A 20,591-nucleotide genomic window follows, 5' to 3' on the forward strand; every position below is an offset into this window, starting at 1 on the left:
TATAGCATAAATTATGCCTATGTCCGAAATGATTTGATGATTCCTTAAAATAACGAATTATTGTCTATTAATTTCAAAATAGCTGACAATATTTCATATCAATTCTTAAAGAATTCATAATAATTTGAGAGATAGATGTCGTTGCTAAAAAATCGTACAAATCACCTTTTTTCATTTTCAAATCATCGTGAAGTTCTAAAATTTCTTCGGATTTTAAATCATTATTTTGATTAAAAATTTCATCAATTTCATTTCTTCTTTCAGGACTGTACAATGTCGACGAACACCATGTCACAATTTTTTCTTGCGAAATATCTTTTACGCTCAGTTTATTTTCATTCCAAAACAAAAGGTAAGCATTTTTAGTTAGTCTTTCAAAAACAAAAATTGTAAAAGGTGCGATTCCTGACAAATTTTCCGAATTAATAAACTCATTTACAGAATTATATTTCAATAAATCTAATAAAATAATTCCTCTACTTTCTCTGTATTTTTCTTTGAAATGCATTGGTTTTTCGATTCCTCCATTCAAAATACACGCAACATATTGTTCCGAATAAAAAATCCAAGTTCCATTTGCGCGCTCATCTACAGGCGAAAAATAAGTTTTATCAAAACGCTTTTGCTCCACAATCTCTTTAGAAGAAGAACGATTTATTTCCTCATCTCGGTTGTGCGTCAACACAAATTCATCCTCATTTCTGTAAAAACTGATTATACACATCTCATTTTTCAATTTAGTTCAAATGTAAAAATTTATCTTTGCAAAGAATTATGAGTATTCAGAAAACTATAGCGCATTCCTTTGATGAAATGAAATCGATTCTTTTGCAATTTGACGATCTGTCTTTTCAAAAGGAATTAGAAATCATTTCTGGTGCTTCTGTTGGTCAACATTTTCGTCATATTATCGAGTTTTATTCGTGCTTTTTACAAGCGCAAAAAAACAATTGTATTTGTTATGATGATAGAGAGCGAAATCGTGCTTTAGAAAATTCGGTTGTTGAAAGTTTGAATACGCTGAATCATCTAAAATCACAAATAGAACGTTTAGATTTAGAAAAAACAATTCAGCTAAAACAGAATTATTACGGAGAGAATTTCACAATTAATACCACAAATTATCGCGAATTAATGTATTGTTTTGATCATAGCATTCATCATTTTGCGTTGATTAAAATTGCGATCGAAACTCATTTTTCAACGATTAAAATTCCACAAAATTTTGGAATTGCATCTTCTACAATTGCTTTTCAAAATCAAGAAAAATGAATCCGAAAATAACAAAATGGACACGATACGAATTTTGGCCATTCTGGTTATTTTATGCGCCATTGACACCTTGGTACATTTATAAAATCTTTCAAACAGGCGCTCCAGCTTACTTTTGCTCGGCAAATCCTACAATGAAATGGGGCGGATTTATTGATTATTCTAAAATTGATTTACTCAATCAAATTGATAAAAATTATAAGCCAAAAACCATTTTTTTTGAAGAATTTACAACGCAAGAAATTCCGTTTGATTTTCCTTTTATTGCGAAACCAAATCTTGGTGAACGTGGAATTGGTGTTGAATTAATCAGAAATAAAATTGATTGGAAAAATTATTTAGAACAAAATAATCGCGATTTAATTTTACAAGAATATATTCAATCAAACTTTGAATTTGGTGTTTTCTATGTTCGATTACCAAAAGAAAAAAATGGTAAAATACTTTCTATAACAGCTAAAGATTTTTTGACGTTTACAGGTGATGGAAAATCAACATTGAAAGAATTAATCGAACAAAATTTAAGAGCTTTTTATCGAAAAGAGTATTTGTTTAAACGTTTTCAAAACGAACTAAATTCAGTTCTGCAAAAAGATGAAAAATTATTGGTTGAACCAATTGGAAATCATAGTCGAGGTACAACTTTTTTAGACGGATCCTCTCTAAAGACATCTAAATTAGAAGAAACTATAGATCAAATTGCAAAAAAAATTGATGGTTTTTATTATGGACGAATCGATTTGAAAGCAAAAAGCTTAGAGGATTTTCAGAACGGAAATTTTGTCATACTCGAAATTAATGGTGCAAATTCTGAAGCGACTCATATTTACGATCCGAATTTTAATTTGATAAAAGCTTATAAAGAAGTGATTAAGCATTTGAATTATCAACATAAAATTGCTATCCAAAATCATCAACTTGGTGTAAAATGGACCGATTGGAAATTGCTCGCAAAAGAATTATTGAAGCGTAGAAAAGCTTAATTTGACCAAAATTGGCAGAATTTCTGGAAAGGAATAAAGATTGAAAGATGTTTTCGAAACCAATTTTATGAGTTATCCTTTTCCAAAGAAAACTATTATAATTCCTTTGCTACTACTTATCCCAATGTGGATTATCTTTTTGTTTCAACAAAACGGATACAATTTAGATAGTTGTTACGGCGTTATTCCGAGAACTTTCGTTGGATTGAAAGGAATTCTGTTCTCGCCTTTATTTCACTCAGGTTGGAAACACATCATCAGCAATACTTTTCCGTTAGCTTTTCTTAGCTTTATCGCACTTTTGATGTACGATAGATTGGCTTATTACGTGATATTCTTTGGTTGGATTTTATCAGGAATTATTCTTTGGATCATTGGAAATCCACCTTTTTTAGATGATAATGTAAGTTGTCATATTGGAGCAAGTTCTATCGTTTACTTACTGGCTTCATTCATATTTTTTAGTGGTATCATTAGAAAAGAACGTGGTTTGATGGCGATTTCACTAATCATTATTTTATTATACGGCGGAATGATTTGGGGAATGGTTCCTCAAGAAATTTTACCGCAGTTAAAAACAGATACAAGTAGCAATTCTATTTCTTGGGAAGGACATTTGAGTGGATTTATCTCGGGTGCATTTTTCGCTTATCTGTTCAGAAATATTGGTCCGCAAAAAGAAATTCCGAAATGGGATCAAGAAAATTATTATGACCCGAAAGCTGAGCGTTTATGGGATATTTACCAAGAACAAGAACGTTTGAAAGCTGAATATTTGGAATCGTTAGATGAGGAAGACAAATTTTATTTAGATAAAGAAGTCGATAATTCTATCAAATAATCATCTATTTTCTTTAATTCTTTTGCTGGATTACCTTTATCGTATGGATTTGAATAATAAGTCGAATCTTTTGTTTGAAATTTCAAAACTACATTTGGAGCACCATCATGCATAAAAGCTTGACTTGGAGATTTGATATTATCTAATTTTTCTAACAAGATTTGATTCATAAGTTTTGTTAAATTCTCCCATTCTTTTGTAGTATTTTTGATCCTTATTGTATCGTTCTCATTTTTAATTAATGCAACAGCATGTTTATCTACAATTAGGTTATAATGCATTTTTCTTGACGATTCTATTCTTTCTACAGATAATATATTTTCTTGTTTATTTTGGTTAGAATAATTATTTTTTTGACATGCTGTTAAAGTAATAATTCCTAAAAATATTGTAAGATAAAAAGCTATTCTCATAAAATTTTATTAGTTTTATCATTAATTAACAAATATAATTAACAATATTTAATGAAAAAACTTTTATTCACTCTATCAGTTTTCTCCTTATTCGGTTATGCTAATGCACAAAACTGGAAAGAGGTACCTAGTTATTTTTTAAAAAGTAAAAATATTACTACTGAATATCAAAATTCAAAAGTATATTCAATGGATATCAATACTTTAAAAAACAAATTAACATTAGCCCCATCAAATACTAGTAATCAATCAGGAGTGATTGTTGACATGCCCACATCTGATGGTAGCATTCAAAAATATATGATATGGGAAGCTTCAATCTTATCTCCAAAATTACAAGAGAAATATCCTAATATTCGCTCATACGTTGGAAAAAGTTTAGATGATCCATCTGTTTATTTAAGATTTAGTGTAACTCCTCTAGGATTGAGTTCTTCTATATTTAGAAATGAAGGAAAATCAGACTTTATTGAATCTTATGATGTTGAAGGTTCAACATATTACGAAGTTCATAGTTCTAGTAAAGCTGTAAGTAATTTTGTTTGTTCAACAAATGAACTAATTTCAAAACATCAAGCTAATAATGAAGATTCTTCGAACTTACAGAACAAAGCCAATAATCAAGTTTTTAAAACATATCGATTAGCACTTTCTGTTCCTGGAGAATATTCGGCTTATTTTGGTGGTACAAAAGAAAAAGCTTTGGCAGCTATGACAAATACCATGACACGTGTAAATGGAGTATTTGAAAAAGATATGTCAGTTAATTTCCAATTCATTGATAATATTGATGATTTAATATTTACAGATGCAAGTACTGATCCATATTCAGCTCCTGCACAAGGTATGGCAGATCACCCTACATATGGTTCAGCCCCTTATTATTTATCTACATGGCAAGTTGAATTACAAACATATTTAACAAATAATCTTGGTGAAGATAAATATGATATTGGACACTTCTTTGGCTCTCAAGGAGGAGGAGGAAATGCAGGGTGTATTGGATGTGTATGTGATACAGCATTTCCTGATGGAAAAGGGAGTGGTATGACTTCTCCTGCTAACAAAATTCCTTCTGGAGATAAATTTGATATCGATTATGTTGCTCATGAAATTGGACATCAAATGGGAGCTAATCATACTTATTCTCACATTTATGAAGGTACAGGAGTTAATGTTGAACCTGGAAGTGGCTCGACGATCATGGGATATGCAGGTATTACATCTTATAATGTTCAATCAAATTCTGATGATTATTTCACATACAGAAGTATAGCTCAAGTTCAGAACAACTTAAAAACTAAAGGTTGTGGTGTAGAAAAACCAATTCTAAACACTCCTCCAAGCATACAATTAGAAAAAGCTTTATACAGAATTCCTGTAGGAACTGCATTTAAATTAGATGCCAAAATTACTGATGCTGAAAATGATGCTGTTTTAACAACTTGGGAACAAAATAACTCTGGAACAAGTGCTACGGCAAATGCAAATAGTAGAGTGAAGGAAACAAAAACATCAGGTCCTAACTTTAGATCTTTTTCTCCTGTTAAAGAAACATACAGATATTTCCCTAACTTCACTTCTATTTTAGCAGGTAAATTATTACACACGGGAACAGGAAATGTAGTTTGGGAATCTCTAACTTCTGTTGCAAGAACATATGATTTTACTGTTACTGCGAGAGATTATAACGTACAAGGTCCCCAAACTCAAAACGGAAGTGTAAAAGTAATGGCTACCGCTGGAGTTGGTCCTTTTGTTGTTCTTACTCCAGACACAACAAATAGCAAATTACCAATTAATGCTTCTAATTTTGATGTAACATGGGATGTTGCCAAAACTAACGAAGCTCCTATCGAAACTACAAAAGTTAAAGTCTCAATTTCATGGGATGCAGGAAAAACATTTGAAGAATTAGGAATTGTTGATAATACAGGAACAGCTAATTTCCAAATGCCTAGTAACGCTAAAGATGTTACAGAAGGTTATATCATGATTGAAGCTGTTGATAATGTTTATTTAGCTGTAAAAAAATTCTCGACAGGAGTATTAGCTACTAAAGATTTAAACACAACTAAATCTACTATTTATCCTAATCCATCTAATGGGCAATTCACAATTGAACAAAAAGCTTCTGGAAAAGTAAATATTGAGATTGTTGATGTTAATGGAAGAGTAGTTTATTCAGTTTCTGAAAATGCTTCTGGAAATTTAAAGAAACAAATCGATACAAATTTACCATCAGGAGTTTATATCATAAAAGTTTCATCTAATGAAGGTCAATCAACATCAAAATTGATTATTAAATAATTCTATTTTTAATTAGATATCAAACAAAAACCCCTGAAAATTAATTTTCAGGGGTTTTATTTTTTTTCAAATTCTTCTTAGAAAGGCATTCCAGGAATGTTTGGTAAGTTTTCTTGAGCAGTTTTTTTCGCTCTGTCAATTGCTTCTGTTTTTACTTGTTCCAACGCTTTGTTTAACGTCATTACTAACAAATCTTCAATTTCTTCTTTTTCCATTCCTTCGGCAAGTTCAATATCTTTTACAGTTGCCAATTTAGACATTGTAATTTTTACTTTTCCATCGTTAGAAGTCGTTGTAAAAATTTCTCCATCTAATTCATTTTTCAAATCAGAAAATTTATCTTTAAATGAATTGATTTTTCCCATCATTCCCATGATGTCTCCAAAATTTCCAAACATTTGTCTTTATCTTTAATAATTAGTTATTCGTGTAGTTTTTTCCACAATAAATCTTTCAATTCTGTGATTCCTTTTCCAGAAACAGACGAAATAAATATCGTATCAATATCAGTTGGTAATTGCGCTTTAATCTCAGCCTCCAATTCATCATCTAACATATCTGACTTAGAAATTGCTAAAATTCGTTCTTTATCTAACAATTCAGGATTGAATTTTTTCAATTCATTCAATAGAATTTCATATTCTTTTTTATAATCTTCTGTATCCGCAGGAATTAAAAATAATAAGTTCGAATTACGCTCAATATGACGCAAGAAACGATGTCCAAGACCTTTTCCTTCTGCCGCACCTTCTATAATTCCAGGAATATCTGCCATAATAAATGACTGATGATTACGGTATTCTACAATTCCCAAGTTAGGCGTTAACGTTGTAAAAGCGTAATCTGCAATTTTTGGTTTCGCCGCAGAAACAGCTGATAATAAAGTAGATTTTCCTGCATTTGGAAAACCAACTAGACCAACATCTGCCAAAATTTTCAGCTCCAATGTAACTTGACGCTCGTCACCATCCAAACCTGGTTGTGCATAACGAGGCGTTTGACGCGTTGCAGAACGGAAATGCCAGTTTCCTAAACCTCCTTTTCCTCCTTGTGCAATAATTAATTCTTGCCCATTTTCTGTTACTTCGCCAATAATATTTCCTTCTTCATCTTTGGCAATTGTTCCGATCGGAACTTCCAAAATAATATCTTCTCCGTCAGCTCCAGTAGAACGAGATTTACCTCCACGTCCACCGTTTTGCGCACGGAAATGTCTTTTGAATCGAAATTCTAACAAGGTCCAAAGATTTGAGTTTCCAAGAAGCGTAATGTTTCCTCCACGTCCACCATCTCCACCATCTGGTCCACCTTTGTCAATATATTTTTCGCGATGCAAACTTGCTGAACCCGCACCTCCATGTCCGGCTCTACAATTTATTTTTACGTAGTCAACAAAATTTGATTGCATAATTTTTTTCTTTTAATTAGTCTGCAAAAGTACGATTTCTAATTTGTTTATTAAAATCTTGCTTTATCTATTTTGAATGAATAATTTATAATGACTCAGATTTTTATTTATATTTATTCAATTAATTAACACACTAATATGAATACTAACAAAAATCTGTCCGAATATACTGATGAAGAACTTCTAATAACTCAAAAACAAACAAAAAATATTGTAATTATATTTGGATCTTTTATGTTTCTTGCGTTTATATTCTTTATCTACACCGCAATAAAAACCAGTAATTATGCCTTCATAGCTATTGGATGTGGAACTTCTGTTTCATTAATGCCTCTAATCGCCAAACTTTCTGTGATTAATAAAGAGATAAAACTACGCAAAAAATAGATTGGAGATTTATGAATAACGAACATTTACAACGTTTACTTCCTTTTGGTTATATTTATTTAGTCATCATGGGGATTATTAAAGAATCTATTTTTTACTATCAATTGGATATTAATATTCTGAAATTTTCGAGCATTATGGATATTTTAATTAGTCCAATAGCCGAAATCACCGCACATCCTTTCTTACTAATCTTTTTTATTCTTCTCATTTTTCTACTTTATGGTTTCAAACAATATTCATTGAAACATCCAGAGAAAAAATTTATTAAGAAATTTTTAAAAAAATATTTCAAAATTGATGAAAGTAAAGTATTAACACATACAGAATTCGAAAAGATAATTGATAAAACTCTAATCAATTATTTCTTTGCATTATTAATTTGTTTCTTTTTAGGATTTGGAATTGGTGGTGGTAATTTTCTGTCAAAACGAATAAAAAATGGAGATTTAAAATTCGAAAAATATGGACAGACCTTAACTTTCAATTCTGGTGAGAAAAAAGAAATTTATCTTATCAATACCAATAGTCTCTACTATTTTTATGTTGTAAAAGGTCAAAAAACTGTAGAAATTTCGCCAATTGGTACAATACAATCAATCGCAAAAAATAAGTAATCAAAACATATTTTTATAATGAATAGGATTGATTAATTTTGCAACATGTACAAACAATTCAAAAACATTTTATTTCAATTACAGCCCGAAGATGCACATCATTTCGTTACGCGAAATCTAAAAAATTATGCTGCATTTCCTGGAGTTGGAAAATTATTAGATAAATTTTATCAATACAATCATCCAAGTTTAGAACGAGAAGTTTTTGGAATTAAATTCAAAAATCCAATTGGTTTGGCTGCTGGTTTTGATAAAAATGCTGAATATATTGAAGAATTGAACCACTTCGGATTTGGCTTTATCGAAATTGGGACCGTTACCCCAAAACCTCAACCTGGGAATGATGCGCCGCGTATGTTTCGTTTGGTAGAAGATGAAGCAATTATCAACCGAATGGGATTTAATAACAAAGGTGTTGATTTTGCTGTTTCGAAAATTAGAGAATTAAAAAATCGTGAAAACTATATTATTGGCGGAAATATTGGTAAAAATAAATTAACGCCAAACGAAGATGCTGTTGATGATTATATCAAATGTTTCAATGCATTGTTTGATTATGTAGATTATTTTGTAGTCAATGTTAGTTCTCCAAACACGCCTGGATTACGTGATTTGCAAGAAAAAGAACCTTTATTGTACATTCTGAATTATTTGCAACAATACAATAATCAAAACGAAAAATCGAAACCTATTTTACTTAAAATCGCACCAGATTTGACAGATTCGCAATTAGATGATATTATAGATATTGTATTAGAATCTAAAATTGCTGGAGTGATTGCGACAAATACAACTATTTCGAGAGAAGGATTAAAATCTGATCCAGAAATTGTAAAAGAAACTGGTGGAGTTTCGGGAAAACCACTTAAAAATCGCTCAACAGAAGTAATTCGTTATCTTTCTGAAAAATCGAACAAAGCATTTCCAATTATCGGAGTTGGTGGAATTCATACAGCCGAGGACGCGAAAGAAAAACTGGAAGCTGGTGCAAGTTTGTTACAAGTTTATACAGGTTTTATTTATGAAGGTCCTGCTGTTGTAAAAAACATTTGTAAAGGCTTGGTTGAAGGAAAATAGAAACGTTTATGACTCCAAATTATTTAAATTTAGGATTATCGTCTCCCATGAGTATTGAACTAAGAAAATTAGTTGAAGAACAATTAATTGATGACTTAAAATATTACGGTGTGAAATCTGATAATTTAAAATTTGATTGGTCAAATAGCTGTATTGAAGGTCATCTAAGTGACTATCTTAATAGTTCTTTGGAAAATTATTCTGAAATTTATGTCTATGATAATTCTAACAATTTAATTGCAGAAGGTTGGATGGATTATGTAAATGGTTCTGAATATTCAGATGAATCTACATTTTTTATTACATATTGGGATGATATAACAATTTGGAACAATAAAGAGAAACTATTTGAAAAATTTGAACTTGGTATTCCTAATCATATCTGGGAAAAAATTCCTGAAAACTTAAAGAATTTCCTAAAAGATGAAAATAGATGAAGCTTGATAATAAAAAAGGATTCTCAATTGAGAATCCTTTTCCTATATAATGTAAAAGTTGTTCTTATAAAACTTCTTTAATTGCTGCGTTCAATTTTTCGGTAATATCTTCAATAGAACCTACTCCATCAATCTCAACCCATTTTCCTTGCGCTTTGTAGTGTTCTGCTACAATTGCAGTTTTTTCGTAATACTCTGTAATACGATCACGGATAATTTTTTCGTCCACATCATCAGCACGACCAGAAGTTTTTCCGCGCTCTAATAAACGTTGAACCAAAATTTCGTCATCCACAACTAATGCTAATGTAATCGAAACTTCGCTCTCGTATTTATCTGCTAAGATTTTATCTAAAGCTTCTGCCTGAGATGTTGTACGTGGATATCCATCAAAAATGTATCCTTGCGCATTTGGATTGTTATCTAAATGATCAACCAACATATTTGTTGTTACCTCATCTGGAACTAATTGTCCCTTGTCCATGTAAGATTTCACAAGAGAGCCTAATTCTGTTTCATTTTTAAGGTTGAAACGAAATAAGTCTCCAGTAGAAATTTGAGGAGTTTGGTACTTTTCTTCTAAAAATTTAGCTTGTGTTCCTTTACCACTGCCAGGAGGTCCGAACAATACAATGTTTAGCATTTTGTTTTAATGTTTTATTTGATAAATATCTGGTAAATTTCTTCCTAATCCGTCAAAATCTAACCCATAACCTACTACAAATTTATCAGGAATAGAGATTCCTACTAAATCTACTTTTAAATCTTTTTTGTAAGCGTCTGGCTTAAATAATAAAGTTGCTACTTTTAATGATTTTACCTTTTTCTCTTTCAAGATTCGGTGCAACTCTACTAACGTATTACCTGTATCTACAATATCTTCTAAAATAATTACGTGACGTCCTTCAACATTCATCGGAATATCCATCTCAATAGTAATTTTCCCTGTTGATTCTGTTCCTTCGTAAGATTTTAATTTCAAGAACGAAATCTCACATTCTCCTTGATATTGTTTTAAGAAATCGCTGAAGAACATTACAACTCCGTTTAATACACCAACAAAAATCGGTCTTTCGTCTTTGTATTCTTCGTAAACTTCGTTTGCCATATTTTTGATGGCGTGTTCTATTTCTTCAAAAGCGATGTACGGAATAAATTTTTTACCGTGAATTTCTATTTCTTTCATTGTTTGAGATATTCAAATATATACTTTTTTTGATAAAGTTTAAAACATTTATCTATTTTATTAGATTGTCATTGAGAAAATGCGTGTTTCTGGCTCGTTATCTATCATTCTCTTATCGAATGTCATACATACATTTCTCACGTATGGACGTCCTTCTTCTTTTACGATCAAACCATTTTCTACAAATTCAATCAAATTATCGTCAACCATATCTTGCAACATAGTTTTGATACGATCTACATCATCAAATTTCATATTATCATCAGCCCAAGAAGTTTCTAAATTACACATTAAATTTAGAATATGACGACGCATAATCAAATCTTCTTCTGATAAAATATGACCTTTGAAAACGGATAATTCTCCGTTATTTATTGATTTTTCGTACTCTTCTACCGTCTTCTCGTTTTGTGCAAAACTATACCAAGAATCGCTGATAGAAGAAACACCCAAACCAACCATTAATTGTGTTTTCGAAGAAGAATATCCCATAAAATTACGATGTAATGTATGGTTTTTCATCGATTGATACATCGAATCTTGTTCTAAAGCAAAATGATCCATTCCAACTTCGAAATAGTTCATTTCTTCGAACATTTTCTTTCCTTCTTCATATAATGCGCGTTTCAATTCTGGTGAAGGCAAATCATCATCATGAAAACCACGTTGTCCAACACCTTTTATCCACGGAACATGCGCATAACTGTAAAACGAAATACGATCTGGATTTAATTCTTTTGTCAAATTAATCGTTTCCATCATTCCTTCCATTGTTTGATGTGGAAGACCAAAAATCAAATCGTGAGAAATCGATGTAAAACCAATTTCACGCGCTTCTTCGGTTGCTCTTTTCACATTCTCGAAAGGTTGAACACGATTAATCGCTTCCTGAACTTTTAGATCATAATCTTGTACACCATACGAAATACGTCTAAAACCTAAATCGTATAAAGCCTGTAAATGTTCTCTTGTTGTGTTATTTGGATGACCTTCTAAACTAAATTCGTGTCCTTCGGCAACATCCGCATATTCAAAAATACCATCAATTAATTTCTTCAAATTTTCTGGAGAGAAAAACGTTGGTGTTCCTCCTCCTAAATGAATTTCTTTAATTTTTGGTCGAGATGAAAATAAATCCACATATAATTTCCATTCTTTCAAAACTGTATCAATATACGGAACTTCTACCGAATGCTGTTTCGTAATTCGTTTGTTACATGCACAAAACGTACATAACGACTCGCAATAAGGTAAATGAATGTAAATTGATATCCCTTCTTCAGCATTACTTTCATCGAAAGATCGTTGAAAAGTTTCAATCCAACCTTGTTTAGTAAAATCATCATTGTCCCAAAACGGAACAGTTGGATAACTTGTGTAACGAGGTCCTGGAATATTATATTTCTGAATTAAATTATTCATTATCTAAAAAATTAAAAATACTTAATCAACTTGACTAAGTATTATTTAATAAATTTTCTTTAAAAATTATTTTTATAGAATTGCCTGACGAACTCTAACCAATTTAGTTAATAAGTCTTCTAACAAATCTAATTGTAACATGTTTGCTCCGTCACTTTTTGCGTTTTTAGGATCTGGATGCGTCTCGATAAAAATACCGTCAGCACCAACAGCAATTCCAGCTTTTGCAATTGTTTCGATTAATTCTGGTTTTCCTCCTGTTACACCCGAAGCTTGATTTGGTTGTTGCAAAGAATGCGTAATATCTAAAATAACTGGCGCATAATTCTGCATCACAGGAATCCCACGATAATCTACCACTAAATCTCCGTAACCTAACATAGTTCCACGTTCGATAATTGCAACATTACTATTACCAGAATCTGTTACTTTTTCTACAGGAAATTTCATTGCTTCTGGCGAAAGAAATTGACCTTTCTTCAATGTAACATGTTTCCCTGTTTGTGCAGCTGCAACCACTAAATCGGTTTGACGAACCAAGAAAGCAGGAATTTGTAACACATCTACATAAGCCGCCGCCATTTCTGCATGAAAAGGTTCATGGATATCTGTAGTTGTTGGAACATCAAAAGTTTCTCCAACTTTTTGAATAATTTTCAATGCTTTTTCATCTCCAATTCCTGTAAAACTATCAATACGAGAACGATTTGCTTTTTTGAAAGATCCTTTAAAAACATAAGGAATCTCTAACTTATCAGTAATGGTTACTACTTTTTCAGCAATTCTCAAAGCCATATCTTCACTTTCGATGGCACATGGACCAGCAAGTAAAAAGAAGTTTGGCGAATCTTTGTGTTTTATCTTTGATAAAGTTTCTATCATTGTGCAAATTTACACAAAGTTATCGACTTATTTTTCATAATTTTGCCTATACTTTATCATTCTTATTTATCGTTTTATGGATTTTTTATCTAACATTGGTATAGCTGATATTTTTGGCTATCTCGCTTCAGTCTTTATTGTACTAGCATTCTTTTTTTCGAAGATTACAATTATCCGCATTATCAATGCAATTGGTTGTGTATGTTTTGTAATTTATGCTGCTATGATTGAGGCTTGGCCAGTCCTTATTCCAAATGCGATTTTATTTTTAGTTCAGGCGTATTATATCGTCTTCAAACCTGGAAAATAATCTTAAAAAACCATAAAATTGAAAATCCTATCTGCTGTACTAAATAATATTGAAACGGATCAAAGATTAGATAAAGTTTGCCATTCTTTGTTAAAATTTGGGTACGATGTAGAATTGATTGGCGCGACTATAAACGGAAGACCAGAATTGAATAAACCGTACAAGACATTTTTGATGGAACAAAAAAATCAATCAACAATGAAAAAGTATACAGAATTCAATTACAAATTGTTTTTCACTTTGCTTAAAAAAGCGGATAAACAAACTATTTTATTAGCGAATGATTTGGATAGTTTACTTCCTTTTTATTTGGTTAGTAAAATCAAAAAAATTCCTTTAGTTTTTGATAGTCACGAAATTTATTCAGAATTACCATCATTACACAATCGTCCTAAAACAAAAAAAGTTTGGAAAACTTTAGAACGTTTTCTTGTTCCAAAAATCAAATATTTTTATACAGTAAGTGATGGATATGCCAATTGGTTTCGCAAGGAATATGGTGCTAATCCGGCTGTGATTAGAAATGTTCCCAACCGAACAAAACTTAACGATAAACAAGATTTAATTTTCTTTCGCTTACCCGAAAATCCAACAAACGATAAAATATTATTGTATCAAGGCGCAATTAACATGAGTCGAGGAATTGACAAAATGATTGAAGCGTTTAAACACATTAATAATTGTCAATTTTGGATTGCTGGCGAAGGGCCTAAAAAAACTGAATACGAACAATTGGTAAGAGATCTAAATTTAACTAATCGCATTCATTTTCTAGGAAATATTCCCCCAAAAACTTTAAAAACTATAACACCTTTAGCTGATGTAGGAATGAGTATGGAAGAAGATTTAGGATTAAGCTATCGCTACGCTCTACCGAATAAATTATTTGACTTTATTCAAGCTAGAGTACCAATTTTAGCAACAAATTTACCTGAAATCAAAAAAATGGTCGAAGAATATAAAGTTGGAAAAGTGATTGACAATCACGAACCAAAACATTTGGCTGAAAAACTACAAGAAATCTTAAACGAAGGAAAAAGAAGTTACCAAGAAAACCTTGCTAATGCTGCAAACGAACTTTGTTGGGAAAATGAAGAATTAAAATTGAAGGAGATTTTTGAAAAAATAAAAAAGTAGATTAAATTTTAATCTACTTTTCTTCTTTTTTATAAATATGTGGATTTTCCACTACTCCTTTTTTAAATACTTTTCTAACGCCCATTCTTAGAGCATTATCAACTTGTAAAACTTGATCCAAAACCTTTTGCTCTGGACGACCTCTAAACGAAGTCACATGAAAGGAATCTGTCTCTCTTAAAGGTTCTTTAGAAAAATAATAATTTGAAACACATTTTCTAAAACCTTTAAACTTTATTGGAGAAACCGAATGCAAAGAATCATTATGCGTTGCCATTACTGCTAATCGATTGAATTTACTAAAAATTGTAATCTGATCATTTTTCAATCCATTTGGCCAAATTTCCAAATTTCCACCATATTCTTCTTTCCAATCTGGCGTTACATAATACAACAAATTCAACACACGCCACAATTCTCTTTTCGCATCATGAGAATTATCCAAATGAGGCTGCAAAAACTGACGATTTCCCATCATAGATAAACCACCAGCATACAAAGACGAATCTGGAATAGGTTGTTTTATTTCACAAATTTCAGCAATCAAATTTACGATTCTTTCATCTTGAAAAGCATAAATAATTTCTTCTAAAATAGGATGATATTGATCCATTTGAACTGCAATATATTTATCTTCTTTCAAACTTTTTTTCAACACCATTTCTTTTTCTTGCGGAAAAACTTGATTTATCTCCAAAGCTAATTCTTCTGGCAATAAATCATCAACCCAAAAATAACCGATCTTATCTTTGCTACTATTATATTGTTGACTTATTTCTTCCTTTTGATCAATTAATCGTTGTAAAATTATATCTGCAAATTGATTTCTATTCATAATCATAAAGTTAATTAAAAATTTGTTTCAAAATAATTTCTGCATTCAATTTATCATTCAAATCATATTCAAGCGTATCAATATATTCTTTTGACGCCAAAAAAGATTGATTTTTTAAATGATTAATAGCTTTTATCAGCTCTGATTTATTCGAAACTTGAACACAAAGTCCACTAATTTTCTCATCATCTATCACATTTTCATTAATTATCGAAAAACGACTATTGAATAATGCATTTATCACTTTTAGTTTTGTTCCAGATTCCTGAAAAGACCACGCTATATTGAGATGTGCTTTTTCGAAAAGATTTTTCAAATGATTAAAATCTTTCAATTTAACAAATTGTATATGTGGATGATTTTTAATTTTTGCTTTTACCCAATTCTCTCTAGAACCTGAAGCAATAACGAAAGGATAATCAATTACTTTAAACACTTCTATCAAGAAATCGACTACTTTACAATTGTCCGAAGCTCTCAAATCTCCATGATATAAAGCAAATTCTCCTTTCTCACTTAATGATTCAAAAGTTTCATTTCCGTGAAAAACAGGAACAAATTTTCCTTTATTATATTTTTCTTGAATATAATTTTGTTCAAATTTAGAGAGTGTAAAAACTTCATCAAACTGATGAATAATATTTTCGTATTGAATATATTTTTTTGCCTCAATATAAAACAATGCTTTTTTCACTAGATTCTTTTCGCTTTCTGCTAATCCAGAAAAATAATTTTGTTCAATATTATGTAGTCGCAAATATTTAGAATAACCTTCAAGGTTGTATTTATTCAAAATAAATGTTGTTTTTAGACTTTCAAAAAAAATAGGTGCTTTCAACGATTTAATTCGTTCATACAATAATTTGCTATCCCTAGATTTTACTGAAATAGGATATTTCTGAAAAATATAATAAGGCTTTTGATCTATTGGATAAAAATAAACTTCTTTAGCATATTTTCTTAAAACATCGCTTTCTGTTTCGTTAAATCCAAACAAATGTAAATAAATCTCAACCCCAAGTTGATGAAATGCTTTCAATTTATAAAAAACGTCTATAACGCCTCCATAATTGGGAGGAAATGGAACATCCATACTTATAAAATGAAGTTTTCTACCTTGATACATTAGTTAATTATTTAACAAAAAAAAGAGTCTACAACTAAGTAAACTCTTTCTTTAAAATTATATTGTGTAATTTATCTTATTCTGATATCGCTTCTGCAACTTCAAATAATCTTCCGTCTTCACAACGTACCTTACGCGCAGGATAACGACGAATAATTTCGTAATCGTGTGTAGCCATCAAAACTGCACAATTATTTTCTTTCGATACTGACAGCAACAAATCCATAATATCATTTGATGTTTCTGGATCTAAATTTCCTGTTGGCTCATCGGCTAAAATTAATTCAGGATGATTTAACAATGCACGAGCTATAGAAACACGTTGTTGCTCACCTCCAGAAAGACGGAACGGCATCATTTTCTTTTTAGACAACATCCCTACCGAATCTAAAACCTCATCAATACGTTTATCGATTGTCGCTTTATCCTTCCAACCTGTTGCTTTCAACACGAACGTTAAATTTTGCTCTACCGTACGATCTGTTAACAATTGGAAATCCTGGAAAACGATTCCTAAATGTCTTCTAAGATCAGGAATTTTACTTGTTTTCAGTGATTTCAAATCCATTCCAACCACAGAACCTTGTCCTGATTGAAGCGGCAAATCACCATAAAGCACTTTCAATAAACTACTTTTTCCACTTCCTGTTTTTCCGATTAGGTAAACAAATTCTCCTTCGTTAAGTGTGAAATTAACGTCAGATAATACTAAATGATTTCTTTGATATATAGATGATTGACTTAACTCAATTACATTTTTAGCTTCCATACTTTCTACAGTCTTTAAAACAAATGTAAAAAAAAAGCTTGAAAGAACGACCTTCAAGCTTATTTTTTATGAATTGTAGCGATTATCTTTTAGCTCTTACTTCACTAACAGTTAATGCTTTTCTTCCTTTCTTTCTACGAGCAGCTAATACTTTGCGCCCGTTTTTAGAAGCCATACGCTCACGGAATCCGTGTTTGTTTCTTTTTTTTCTGTTACTTGGTTGAAATGTTCTCTTACTCATCTTTACTAAGTTTCTAATCCATTACTCGAATGGGTTGCAAATATACAGTTATTATTATTAATTCAAAAATCAAATTGATAGAAAATTACAAAAAAGCTGAATTAATAGTAAACCGCGTTCCGTTCTACACTTTGTAATTTTCGAAGTGCAAATATAAAAACATTTTTTTGTTAAGCAAGAGAAAATTAAAACAATAACAATTAAAACTTATCAACAATATCATTTGCGAAGATCAAACGAAGCTATTTTTAGAAGGATTAGAAAAGTTTCCTTAAAACTTTCATAAAACATCAAATATCTTGTTTTTATCAGTCTTTTTTTAGCTTAAAATTCGTATATTAGCCACCTTATATAACAAAACAATATGACTGAAGGAGAAAGACTAATCCCAATTAACATTGAGGATGAAATGAAATCCGCTTACATCGATTATTCGATGTCGGTAATCGTATCTCGTGCGCTTCCGGATGTGCGTGATGGTTTAAAACCTGTACACCGTAGAGTATTATTCGGAATGTATGAATTAGGTGTTTTTTCTAATCGTTCTTACAAAAAGTCGGCACGTATTGTAGGGGAAGTTTTAGGTAAATTCCACCCACACGGCGACAGTTCTGTTTACGACACAATGGTACGTATGGCGCAACCTTGGTCTTTGCGTTACTTATTGGTTGACGGACAAGGTAACTACGGTTCTGTAGATGGTGATCCACCTGCTGCAATGCGTTATACTGAAGCAAGACTTCAAAAAATTTCAGACGAATTATTAGCTGATTTAGATAAAGAGACAGTTGACTTTCAACTAAACTTTGACGATACTATCCAAGAACCTACTGTATTACCTACTCGCGTTCCAAACTTATTAGTAAATGGTGCATCTGGTATTGCAGTTGGTATGGCAACAAATATGGCGCCACATAACTTAACAGAAGTTATTGACGGAACAATTGCTTACATCGACAATCGTGAGATTACAATTGACGAATTAACACAATACATCAAAGCACCAGACTTCCCAACAGGAGGTACAATTTATGGTTACGATGGTGTAAAACAAGCTTTCGAAACTGGACGTGGACGTGTTGTTTTACGTGCAAAAACTAATTTCGAAGAAGTACATGGTCGCGATTGTATTATTGCTACAGAAATTCCTTATCAAGTTAACAAAGCAGATATGATTGCAAAAACTGCTGAGTTAGTAAAAGATGGTAAATTAGATGGTATTTCTGAAATTCGTGACGAATCTGACCGTAAAGGTATGCGTATCGTTTATGTCCTTAAAATGGATGCGGTTCCTAACGTTGTTTTAAATAAACTATATAAATTTACTCAATTACAATCATCTTTCAGTGTAAATAATATTGCCTTGGTAAAAGGAAGACCAGAGCAATTGAACTTGAAAGATATGATTTATCATTTCGTAGAACACCGTCACGAAGTGATTGTTCGTCGTACGGAATATGAATTGAGAAAAGCACAAGAAAGAGCTCATATCTTAGAAGGTTACATGAAAGTAATCGGTACACAAGATGATCTTGATCGTGCAATTAAAATCATTCGCGAATCTGCAACACCAGACGAAGCGCGTACAGGATTAATGGAAGCTTTCGAGTTATCAGAAATTCAAGCACGTGCAATTTTAGATCTACGTTTACGTACATTAACTGGTCTTGAGATTGATAAAATTCGTGAAGAGTACGAAGAAATCATGAAAATGATTAACCACTTGAAAGATATTTTAGCAAACGAAGATTTACGTATGCAAATTATCAAAGATGAGTTATTAGAAGTTCGTAAAAAATATGGTGACGAACGTCGTACAGATATCGATTATGCAGGTGGAGATTTAAATATCGAAGATTTAATTCCTGATGAGCAAGTTGTTTTAACAATTTCTCACATGGGTTACATCAAACGTACACCACTTTCTGAATACCGCAAACAATCTCGTGGAGGAGTTGGTAACAGAGCCGCTACAACACGTGACGAAGATTTCTTAGAATATATGGTTTCGGCATCTAACCACCAATACATGTTATTCTTTACAGAAAAAGGAAAATGTTTTTGGATGCGTGTATACGAAATTCCAGAAGGTTCTAAAACATCAAAAGGTCGTGCAATTCAGAATTTGATTAACATCGAACCAGATGATAAAGTAAAAGCATATATCCTTACACACGATTTAATGAACGAAGAATACGTAAATAATAATTACGTAATCATGGTAACTAAAAATGGTATCATCAAGAAAACATCTTTAGAAGCTTATTCTCGTCCACGTGTAAATGGTATCAACGCAATTACAGTTCGCGAAGGTGACACATTATTAGAAGCATTATTAACAGATGGGAAATCTCAAATCATGATCGCTTCTAAATATGGTAAAGCTATCCGTTTCGAAGACGAAAAAGTTCGTCCAATGGGTCGTACTGCTTCTGGAGTTCGTGGTATCAATTTAGGAGATCAACCAGATAATGAGGTTATCGGGATGATTGTTGTGACTGATGTAGAAAAAGAAACTGTATTAGTTGTTTCTGAACAAGGTTACGGAAAACGTTCTTCTATCGAAGATTATCGCGAAACGAATCGTGGTGGTAAAGGTGTAACAACTCTTAATATTACTGATAAAACTGGAAAATTAATCGCGATTGAAGCTGTTACAGACGAAGATGATTTAATGATTATTAATAAATCTGGAGTTGCAATTAGAACTGGTTTAGATGAAATTCGTGTAATGGGTCGTGCAACGCAAGGTGTTCGATTGATTAACTTGAAAAAGAACGACGAAATTGCAGCAATTGCAAAAGTACAGGTTGAAGAAGAATTGGAGGATGAAGTAGAACTTGATGAAGAAGGAAATCCAATTGTTGTAGAAAACACAAACGAAAACAACGAAACTCAAGCAGAAGAAACGCCTGCTGAGGATCCAAATAATGAATAA

22 protein-coding genes are annotated in these 20,591 nt (G+C 31.5%); 10 read left to right on the forward strand and 12 right to left on the reverse strand.

Features of this window, described 5'->3' with window-relative positions; genetic code table 11:
• Positions 1–73: 73 nt before the first annotated feature.
• Positions 74–724: an NRDE family protein gene (locus FH779_RS13460; RefSeq protein WP_115001619.1), complete on the reverse strand. Its 651-nt coding sequence runs from the start codon at positions 722–724 to the stop codon at positions 74–76.
• 50 nt (positions 725–774) lie between these two features.
• Here FH779_RS13460 and FH779_RS13465 point away from each other — a divergent pair, with 50 nt between their 5' ends.
• The 3 genes from FH779_RS13465 (at position 775) to FH779_RS13475 (ending at position 3,096) form a co-directional block, all read left to right on the forward strand.
• On the forward strand, positions 775–1,272 hold the full coding sequence (locus tag FH779_RS13465; RefSeq protein ID WP_125350525.1) for a hypothetical protein: 498 nt from the start codon (positions 775–777) through the stop codon (positions 1,270–1,272).
• The gene (locus FH779_RS13470) at positions 1,269–2,255 is read left to right on the forward strand and encodes an ATP-grasp domain-containing protein (RefSeq protein WP_180905076.1); all 987 of its coding nucleotides are present in this window, start codon (positions 1,269–1,271) and stop codon (positions 2,253–2,255) included. Before FH779_RS13465 ends, FH779_RS13470 begins: the two co-directional genes overlap by 4 nt.
• Positions 2,256–2,322: 67 nt before the next feature.
• Entirely contained in the window at positions 2,323–3,096 is a 774-nt protein-coding gene (locus FH779_RS13475; protein WP_244957964.1) for a rhomboid family intramembrane serine protease, read from the forward strand.
• Here FH779_RS13475 and FH779_RS13480 read toward each other — a convergent pair.
• Positions 3,060–3,509, reverse strand: coding sequence for a hypothetical protein (locus FH779_RS13480; protein WP_180905078.1), 450 nt, complete (start codon positions 3,507–3,509; stop codon positions 3,060–3,062). The genes FH779_RS13475 and FH779_RS13480 overlap by 37 nt on opposite strands.
• 51 nt (positions 3,510–3,560) lie before the next feature.
• On the opposite strand from FH779_RS13480, the gene FH779_RS13485 reads away from it, so the two are divergent.
• Complete coding sequence (locus tag FH779_RS13485) at positions 3,561–5,819, forward strand: zinc-dependent metalloprotease (protein ID WP_180905079.1); 2,259 nt, start codon at positions 3,561–3,563, stop codon at positions 5,817–5,819.
• 77 nt (positions 5,820–5,896) lie between these two features.
• On the opposite strand, the gene FH779_RS13490 is transcribed toward FH779_RS13485, so the two are convergent.
• A complete protein-coding gene (locus tag FH779_RS13490; protein WP_038333099.1) occupies positions 5,897–6,217 on the reverse strand; it encodes a YbaB/EbfC family nucleoid-associated protein in 321 nt (106 codons plus the stop codon).
• 23 nt (positions 6,218–6,240) lie between these two features.
• Positions 6,241–7,227 (reverse strand): GTPase ObgE, encoded by a 987-nt coding sequence (gene obgE, locus FH779_RS13495; protein WP_038333097.1) that lies wholly within the window; start codon positions 7,225–7,227, stop codon positions 6,241–6,243.
• A gap of 398 nt (positions 7,228–7,625) precedes the next feature.
• Between obgE and FH779_RS13500 the strand changes: the two genes are divergently transcribed.
• The 3 genes from FH779_RS13500 to FH779_RS13510 are packed head-to-tail and all read left to right on the forward strand — an operon-like array spanning position 7,626 to position 9,745.
• Positions 7,626–8,231, forward strand: a complete 606-nt coding sequence (locus FH779_RS13500; RefSeq protein WP_180905080.1) for a hypothetical protein — start codon at positions 7,626–7,628, stop codon at positions 8,229–8,231.
• A gap of 45 nt (positions 8,232–8,276) precedes the next feature.
• Complete coding sequence (locus FH779_RS13505; RefSeq protein WP_180905081.1) at positions 8,277–9,308, forward strand: quinone-dependent dihydroorotate dehydrogenase; 1,032 nt, start codon at positions 8,277–8,279, stop codon at positions 9,306–9,308.
• Between the two features lie 8 nt (positions 9,309–9,316).
• Positions 9,317–9,745, forward strand: coding sequence for a hypothetical protein (locus FH779_RS13510; protein WP_180905082.1), 429 nt, complete (start codon positions 9,317–9,319; stop codon positions 9,743–9,745).
• Between the two features lie 64 nt (positions 9,746–9,809).
• Here the strand turns inward: FH779_RS13510 and FH779_RS17585 are convergent, their stop codons facing one another.
• The 4 genes from FH779_RS17585 to kdsA form a co-directional block, all read right to left on the reverse strand.
• The gene (locus FH779_RS17585) at positions 9,810–10,388 is read right to left on the reverse strand and encodes an adenylate kinase (RefSeq protein WP_244957965.1); all 579 of its coding nucleotides are present in this window, start codon (positions 10,386–10,388) and stop codon (positions 9,810–9,812) included.
• 6 nt (positions 10,389–10,394) lie between these two features.
• Positions 10,395–10,931: a hypoxanthine phosphoribosyltransferase gene (gene hpt / locus FH779_RS17590; RefSeq protein WP_038333090.1), complete on the reverse strand. Its 537-nt coding sequence runs from the start codon at positions 10,929–10,931 to the stop codon at positions 10,395–10,397.
• Between the two features lie 60 nt (positions 10,932–10,991).
• Positions 10,992–12,353 carry an oxygen-independent coproporphyrinogen III oxidase gene (gene hemN / locus FH779_RS13520; RefSeq protein WP_180905083.1) on the reverse strand — a complete coding sequence of 454 codons (1,362 nt, stop codon included), beginning with the start codon at positions 12,351–12,353 and terminating at the stop codon, positions 10,992–10,994.
• Between the two features lie 72 nt (positions 12,354–12,425).
• On the reverse strand, positions 12,426–13,235 hold the full coding sequence (kdsA, locus tag FH779_RS13525) for a 3-deoxy-8-phosphooctulonate synthase (RefSeq protein WP_038333085.1): 810 nt from the start codon (positions 13,233–13,235) through the stop codon (positions 12,426–12,428).
• A gap of 76 nt (positions 13,236–13,311) precedes the next feature.
• On the opposite strand from kdsA, the gene FH779_RS13530 reads away from it, so the two are divergent.
• Together FH779_RS13530 and FH779_RS13535 are read left to right on the forward strand one after the other, a co-directional pair.
• Positions 13,312–13,545, forward strand: coding sequence for a hypothetical protein (locus FH779_RS13530; RefSeq protein WP_052217635.1), 234 nt, complete (start codon positions 13,312–13,314; stop codon positions 13,543–13,545).
• An 18-nt stretch (positions 13,546–13,563) separates the two neighbouring features.
• Entirely contained in the window at positions 13,564–14,682 is a 1,119-nt protein-coding gene (locus tag FH779_RS13535) for a glycosyltransferase (RefSeq protein ID WP_180905084.1), read from the forward strand.
• A 13-nt stretch (positions 14,683–14,695) separates the two neighbouring features.
• Here FH779_RS13535 and FH779_RS13540 read toward each other — a convergent pair whose 3' ends face one another.
• From FH779_RS13540 to rpmH, 4 genes are all read right to left on the reverse strand, one after another.
• A complete protein-coding gene (locus tag FH779_RS13540; RefSeq protein WP_180905085.1) occupies positions 14,696–15,517 on the reverse strand; it encodes a 2OG-Fe(II) oxygenase in 822 nt (273 codons plus the stop codon).
• 10 nt (positions 15,518–15,527) lie between these two features.
• On the reverse strand, positions 15,528–16,643 hold the full coding sequence (locus FH779_RS13545) for a hypothetical protein (RefSeq protein WP_180905086.1): 1,116 nt from the start codon (positions 16,641–16,643) through the stop codon (positions 15,528–15,530).
• A gap of 76 nt (positions 16,644–16,719) precedes the next feature.
• The gene (locus tag FH779_RS13550) at positions 16,720–17,412 is read right to left on the reverse strand and encodes a cell division ATP-binding protein FtsE (protein ID WP_038333079.1); all 693 of its coding nucleotides are present in this window, start codon (positions 17,410–17,412) and stop codon (positions 16,720–16,722) included.
• A gap of 82 nt (positions 17,413–17,494) precedes the next feature.
• Positions 17,495–17,653, reverse strand: coding sequence for a 50S ribosomal protein L34 (gene rpmH / locus FH779_RS13555; protein ID WP_019974979.1), 159 nt, complete (start codon positions 17,651–17,653; stop codon positions 17,495–17,497).
• A 364-nt stretch (positions 17,654–18,017) separates the two neighbouring features.
• Here rpmH and gyrA point away from each other — a divergent pair, with 364 nt between their 5' ends.
• The gene (gene gyrA / locus FH779_RS13560; RefSeq protein ID WP_180905087.1) at positions 18,018–20,591 is read left to right on the forward strand and encodes a DNA gyrase subunit A; all 2,574 of its coding nucleotides are present in this window, start codon (positions 18,018–18,020) and stop codon (positions 20,589–20,591) included.

Source organism: Empedobacter falsenii (assembly GCF_013488205.1).
In the GTDB taxonomy this organism is placed as follows: Bacteria; Bacteroidota; Bacteroidia; order Flavobacteriales; family Weeksellaceae; genus Empedobacter; species Empedobacter falsenii_C.

Bases quoted from the DNA above. Each gene is read 5' to 3' on its own strand.
- gyrA (WP_180905087.1), top strand. From the start codon at position 18,018: ATGACTGAAGGAGAAAGACTAATCCCAATTAACATTGAGGATGAAATG.
- FH779_RS17585 (WP_244957965.1), bottom strand. From the start codon at position 10,388: ATGCTAAACATTGTATTGTTCGGACCTCCTGGCAGTGGTAAAGGAACA.
- FH779_RS13475 (WP_244957964.1), top strand. From the start codon at position 2,323: ATGAGTTATCCTTTTCCAAAGAAAACTATTATAATTCCTTTGCTACTA.
- hemN (WP_180905083.1), bottom strand. From the start codon at position 12,353: ATGAATAATTTAATTCAGAAATATAATATTCCAGGACCTCGTTACACA.
- FH779_RS13480 (WP_180905078.1), bottom strand. From the start codon at position 3,509: ATGAGAATAGCTTTTTATCTTACAATATTTTTAGGAATTATTACTTTA.
- hpt (WP_038333090.1), bottom strand. From the start codon at position 10,931: ATGAAAGAAATAGAAATTCACGGTAAAAAATTTATTCCGTACATCGCT.
- FH779_RS13485 (WP_180905079.1), top strand. From the start codon at position 3,561: ATGAAAAAACTTTTATTCACTCTATCAGTTTTCTCCTTATTCGGTTAT.
- FH779_RS13460 (WP_115001619.1), bottom strand. From the start codon at position 724: ATGTGTATAATCAGTTTTTACAGAAATGAGGATGAATTTGTGTTGACG.
- FH779_RS13550 (WP_038333079.1), bottom strand. From the start codon at position 17,412: ATGGAAGCTAAAAATGTAATTGAGTTAAGTCAATCATCTATATATCAA.
- FH779_RS13505 (WP_180905081.1), top strand. From the start codon at position 8,277: ATGTACAAACAATTCAAAAACATTTTATTTCAATTACAGCCCGAAGAT.
- FH779_RS13465 (WP_125350525.1), top strand. From the start codon at position 775: ATGAGTATTCAGAAAACTATAGCGCATTCCTTTGATGAAATGAAATCG.
- FH779_RS13490 (WP_038333099.1), bottom strand. From the start codon at position 6,217: ATGTTTGGAAATTTTGGAGACATCATGGGAATGATGGGAAAAATCAAT.
- FH779_RS13510 (WP_180905082.1), top strand. From the start codon at position 9,317: ATGACTCCAAATTATTTAAATTTAGGATTATCGTCTCCCATGAGTATT.
- obgE (WP_038333097.1), bottom strand. From the start codon at position 7,227: ATGCAATCAAATTTTGTTGACTACGTAAAAATAAATTGTAGAGCCGGA.
- rpmH (WP_019974979.1), bottom strand. From the start codon at position 17,653: ATGAGTAAGAGAACATTTCAACCAAGTAACAGAAAAAAAAGAAACAAA.
- FH779_RS13500 (WP_180905080.1), top strand. From the start codon at position 7,626: ATGAATAACGAACATTTACAACGTTTACTTCCTTTTGGTTATATTTAT.
- FH779_RS13540 (WP_180905085.1), bottom strand. From the start codon at position 15,517: ATGAATAGAAATCAATTTGCAGATATAATTTTACAACGATTAATTGAT.
- kdsA (WP_038333085.1), bottom strand. From the start codon at position 13,235: ATGATAGAAACTTTATCAAAGATAAAACACAAAGATTCGCCAAACTTC.
- FH779_RS13470 (WP_180905076.1), top strand. From the start codon at position 1,269: ATGAATCCGAAAATAACAAAATGGACACGATACGAATTTTGGCCATTC.
- FH779_RS13530 (WP_052217635.1), top strand. From the start codon at position 13,312: ATGGATTTTTTATCTAACATTGGTATAGCTGATATTTTTGGCTATCTC.
- FH779_RS13545 (WP_180905086.1), bottom strand. From the start codon at position 16,643: ATGTATCAAGGTAGAAAACTTCATTTTATAAGTATGGATGTTCCATTT.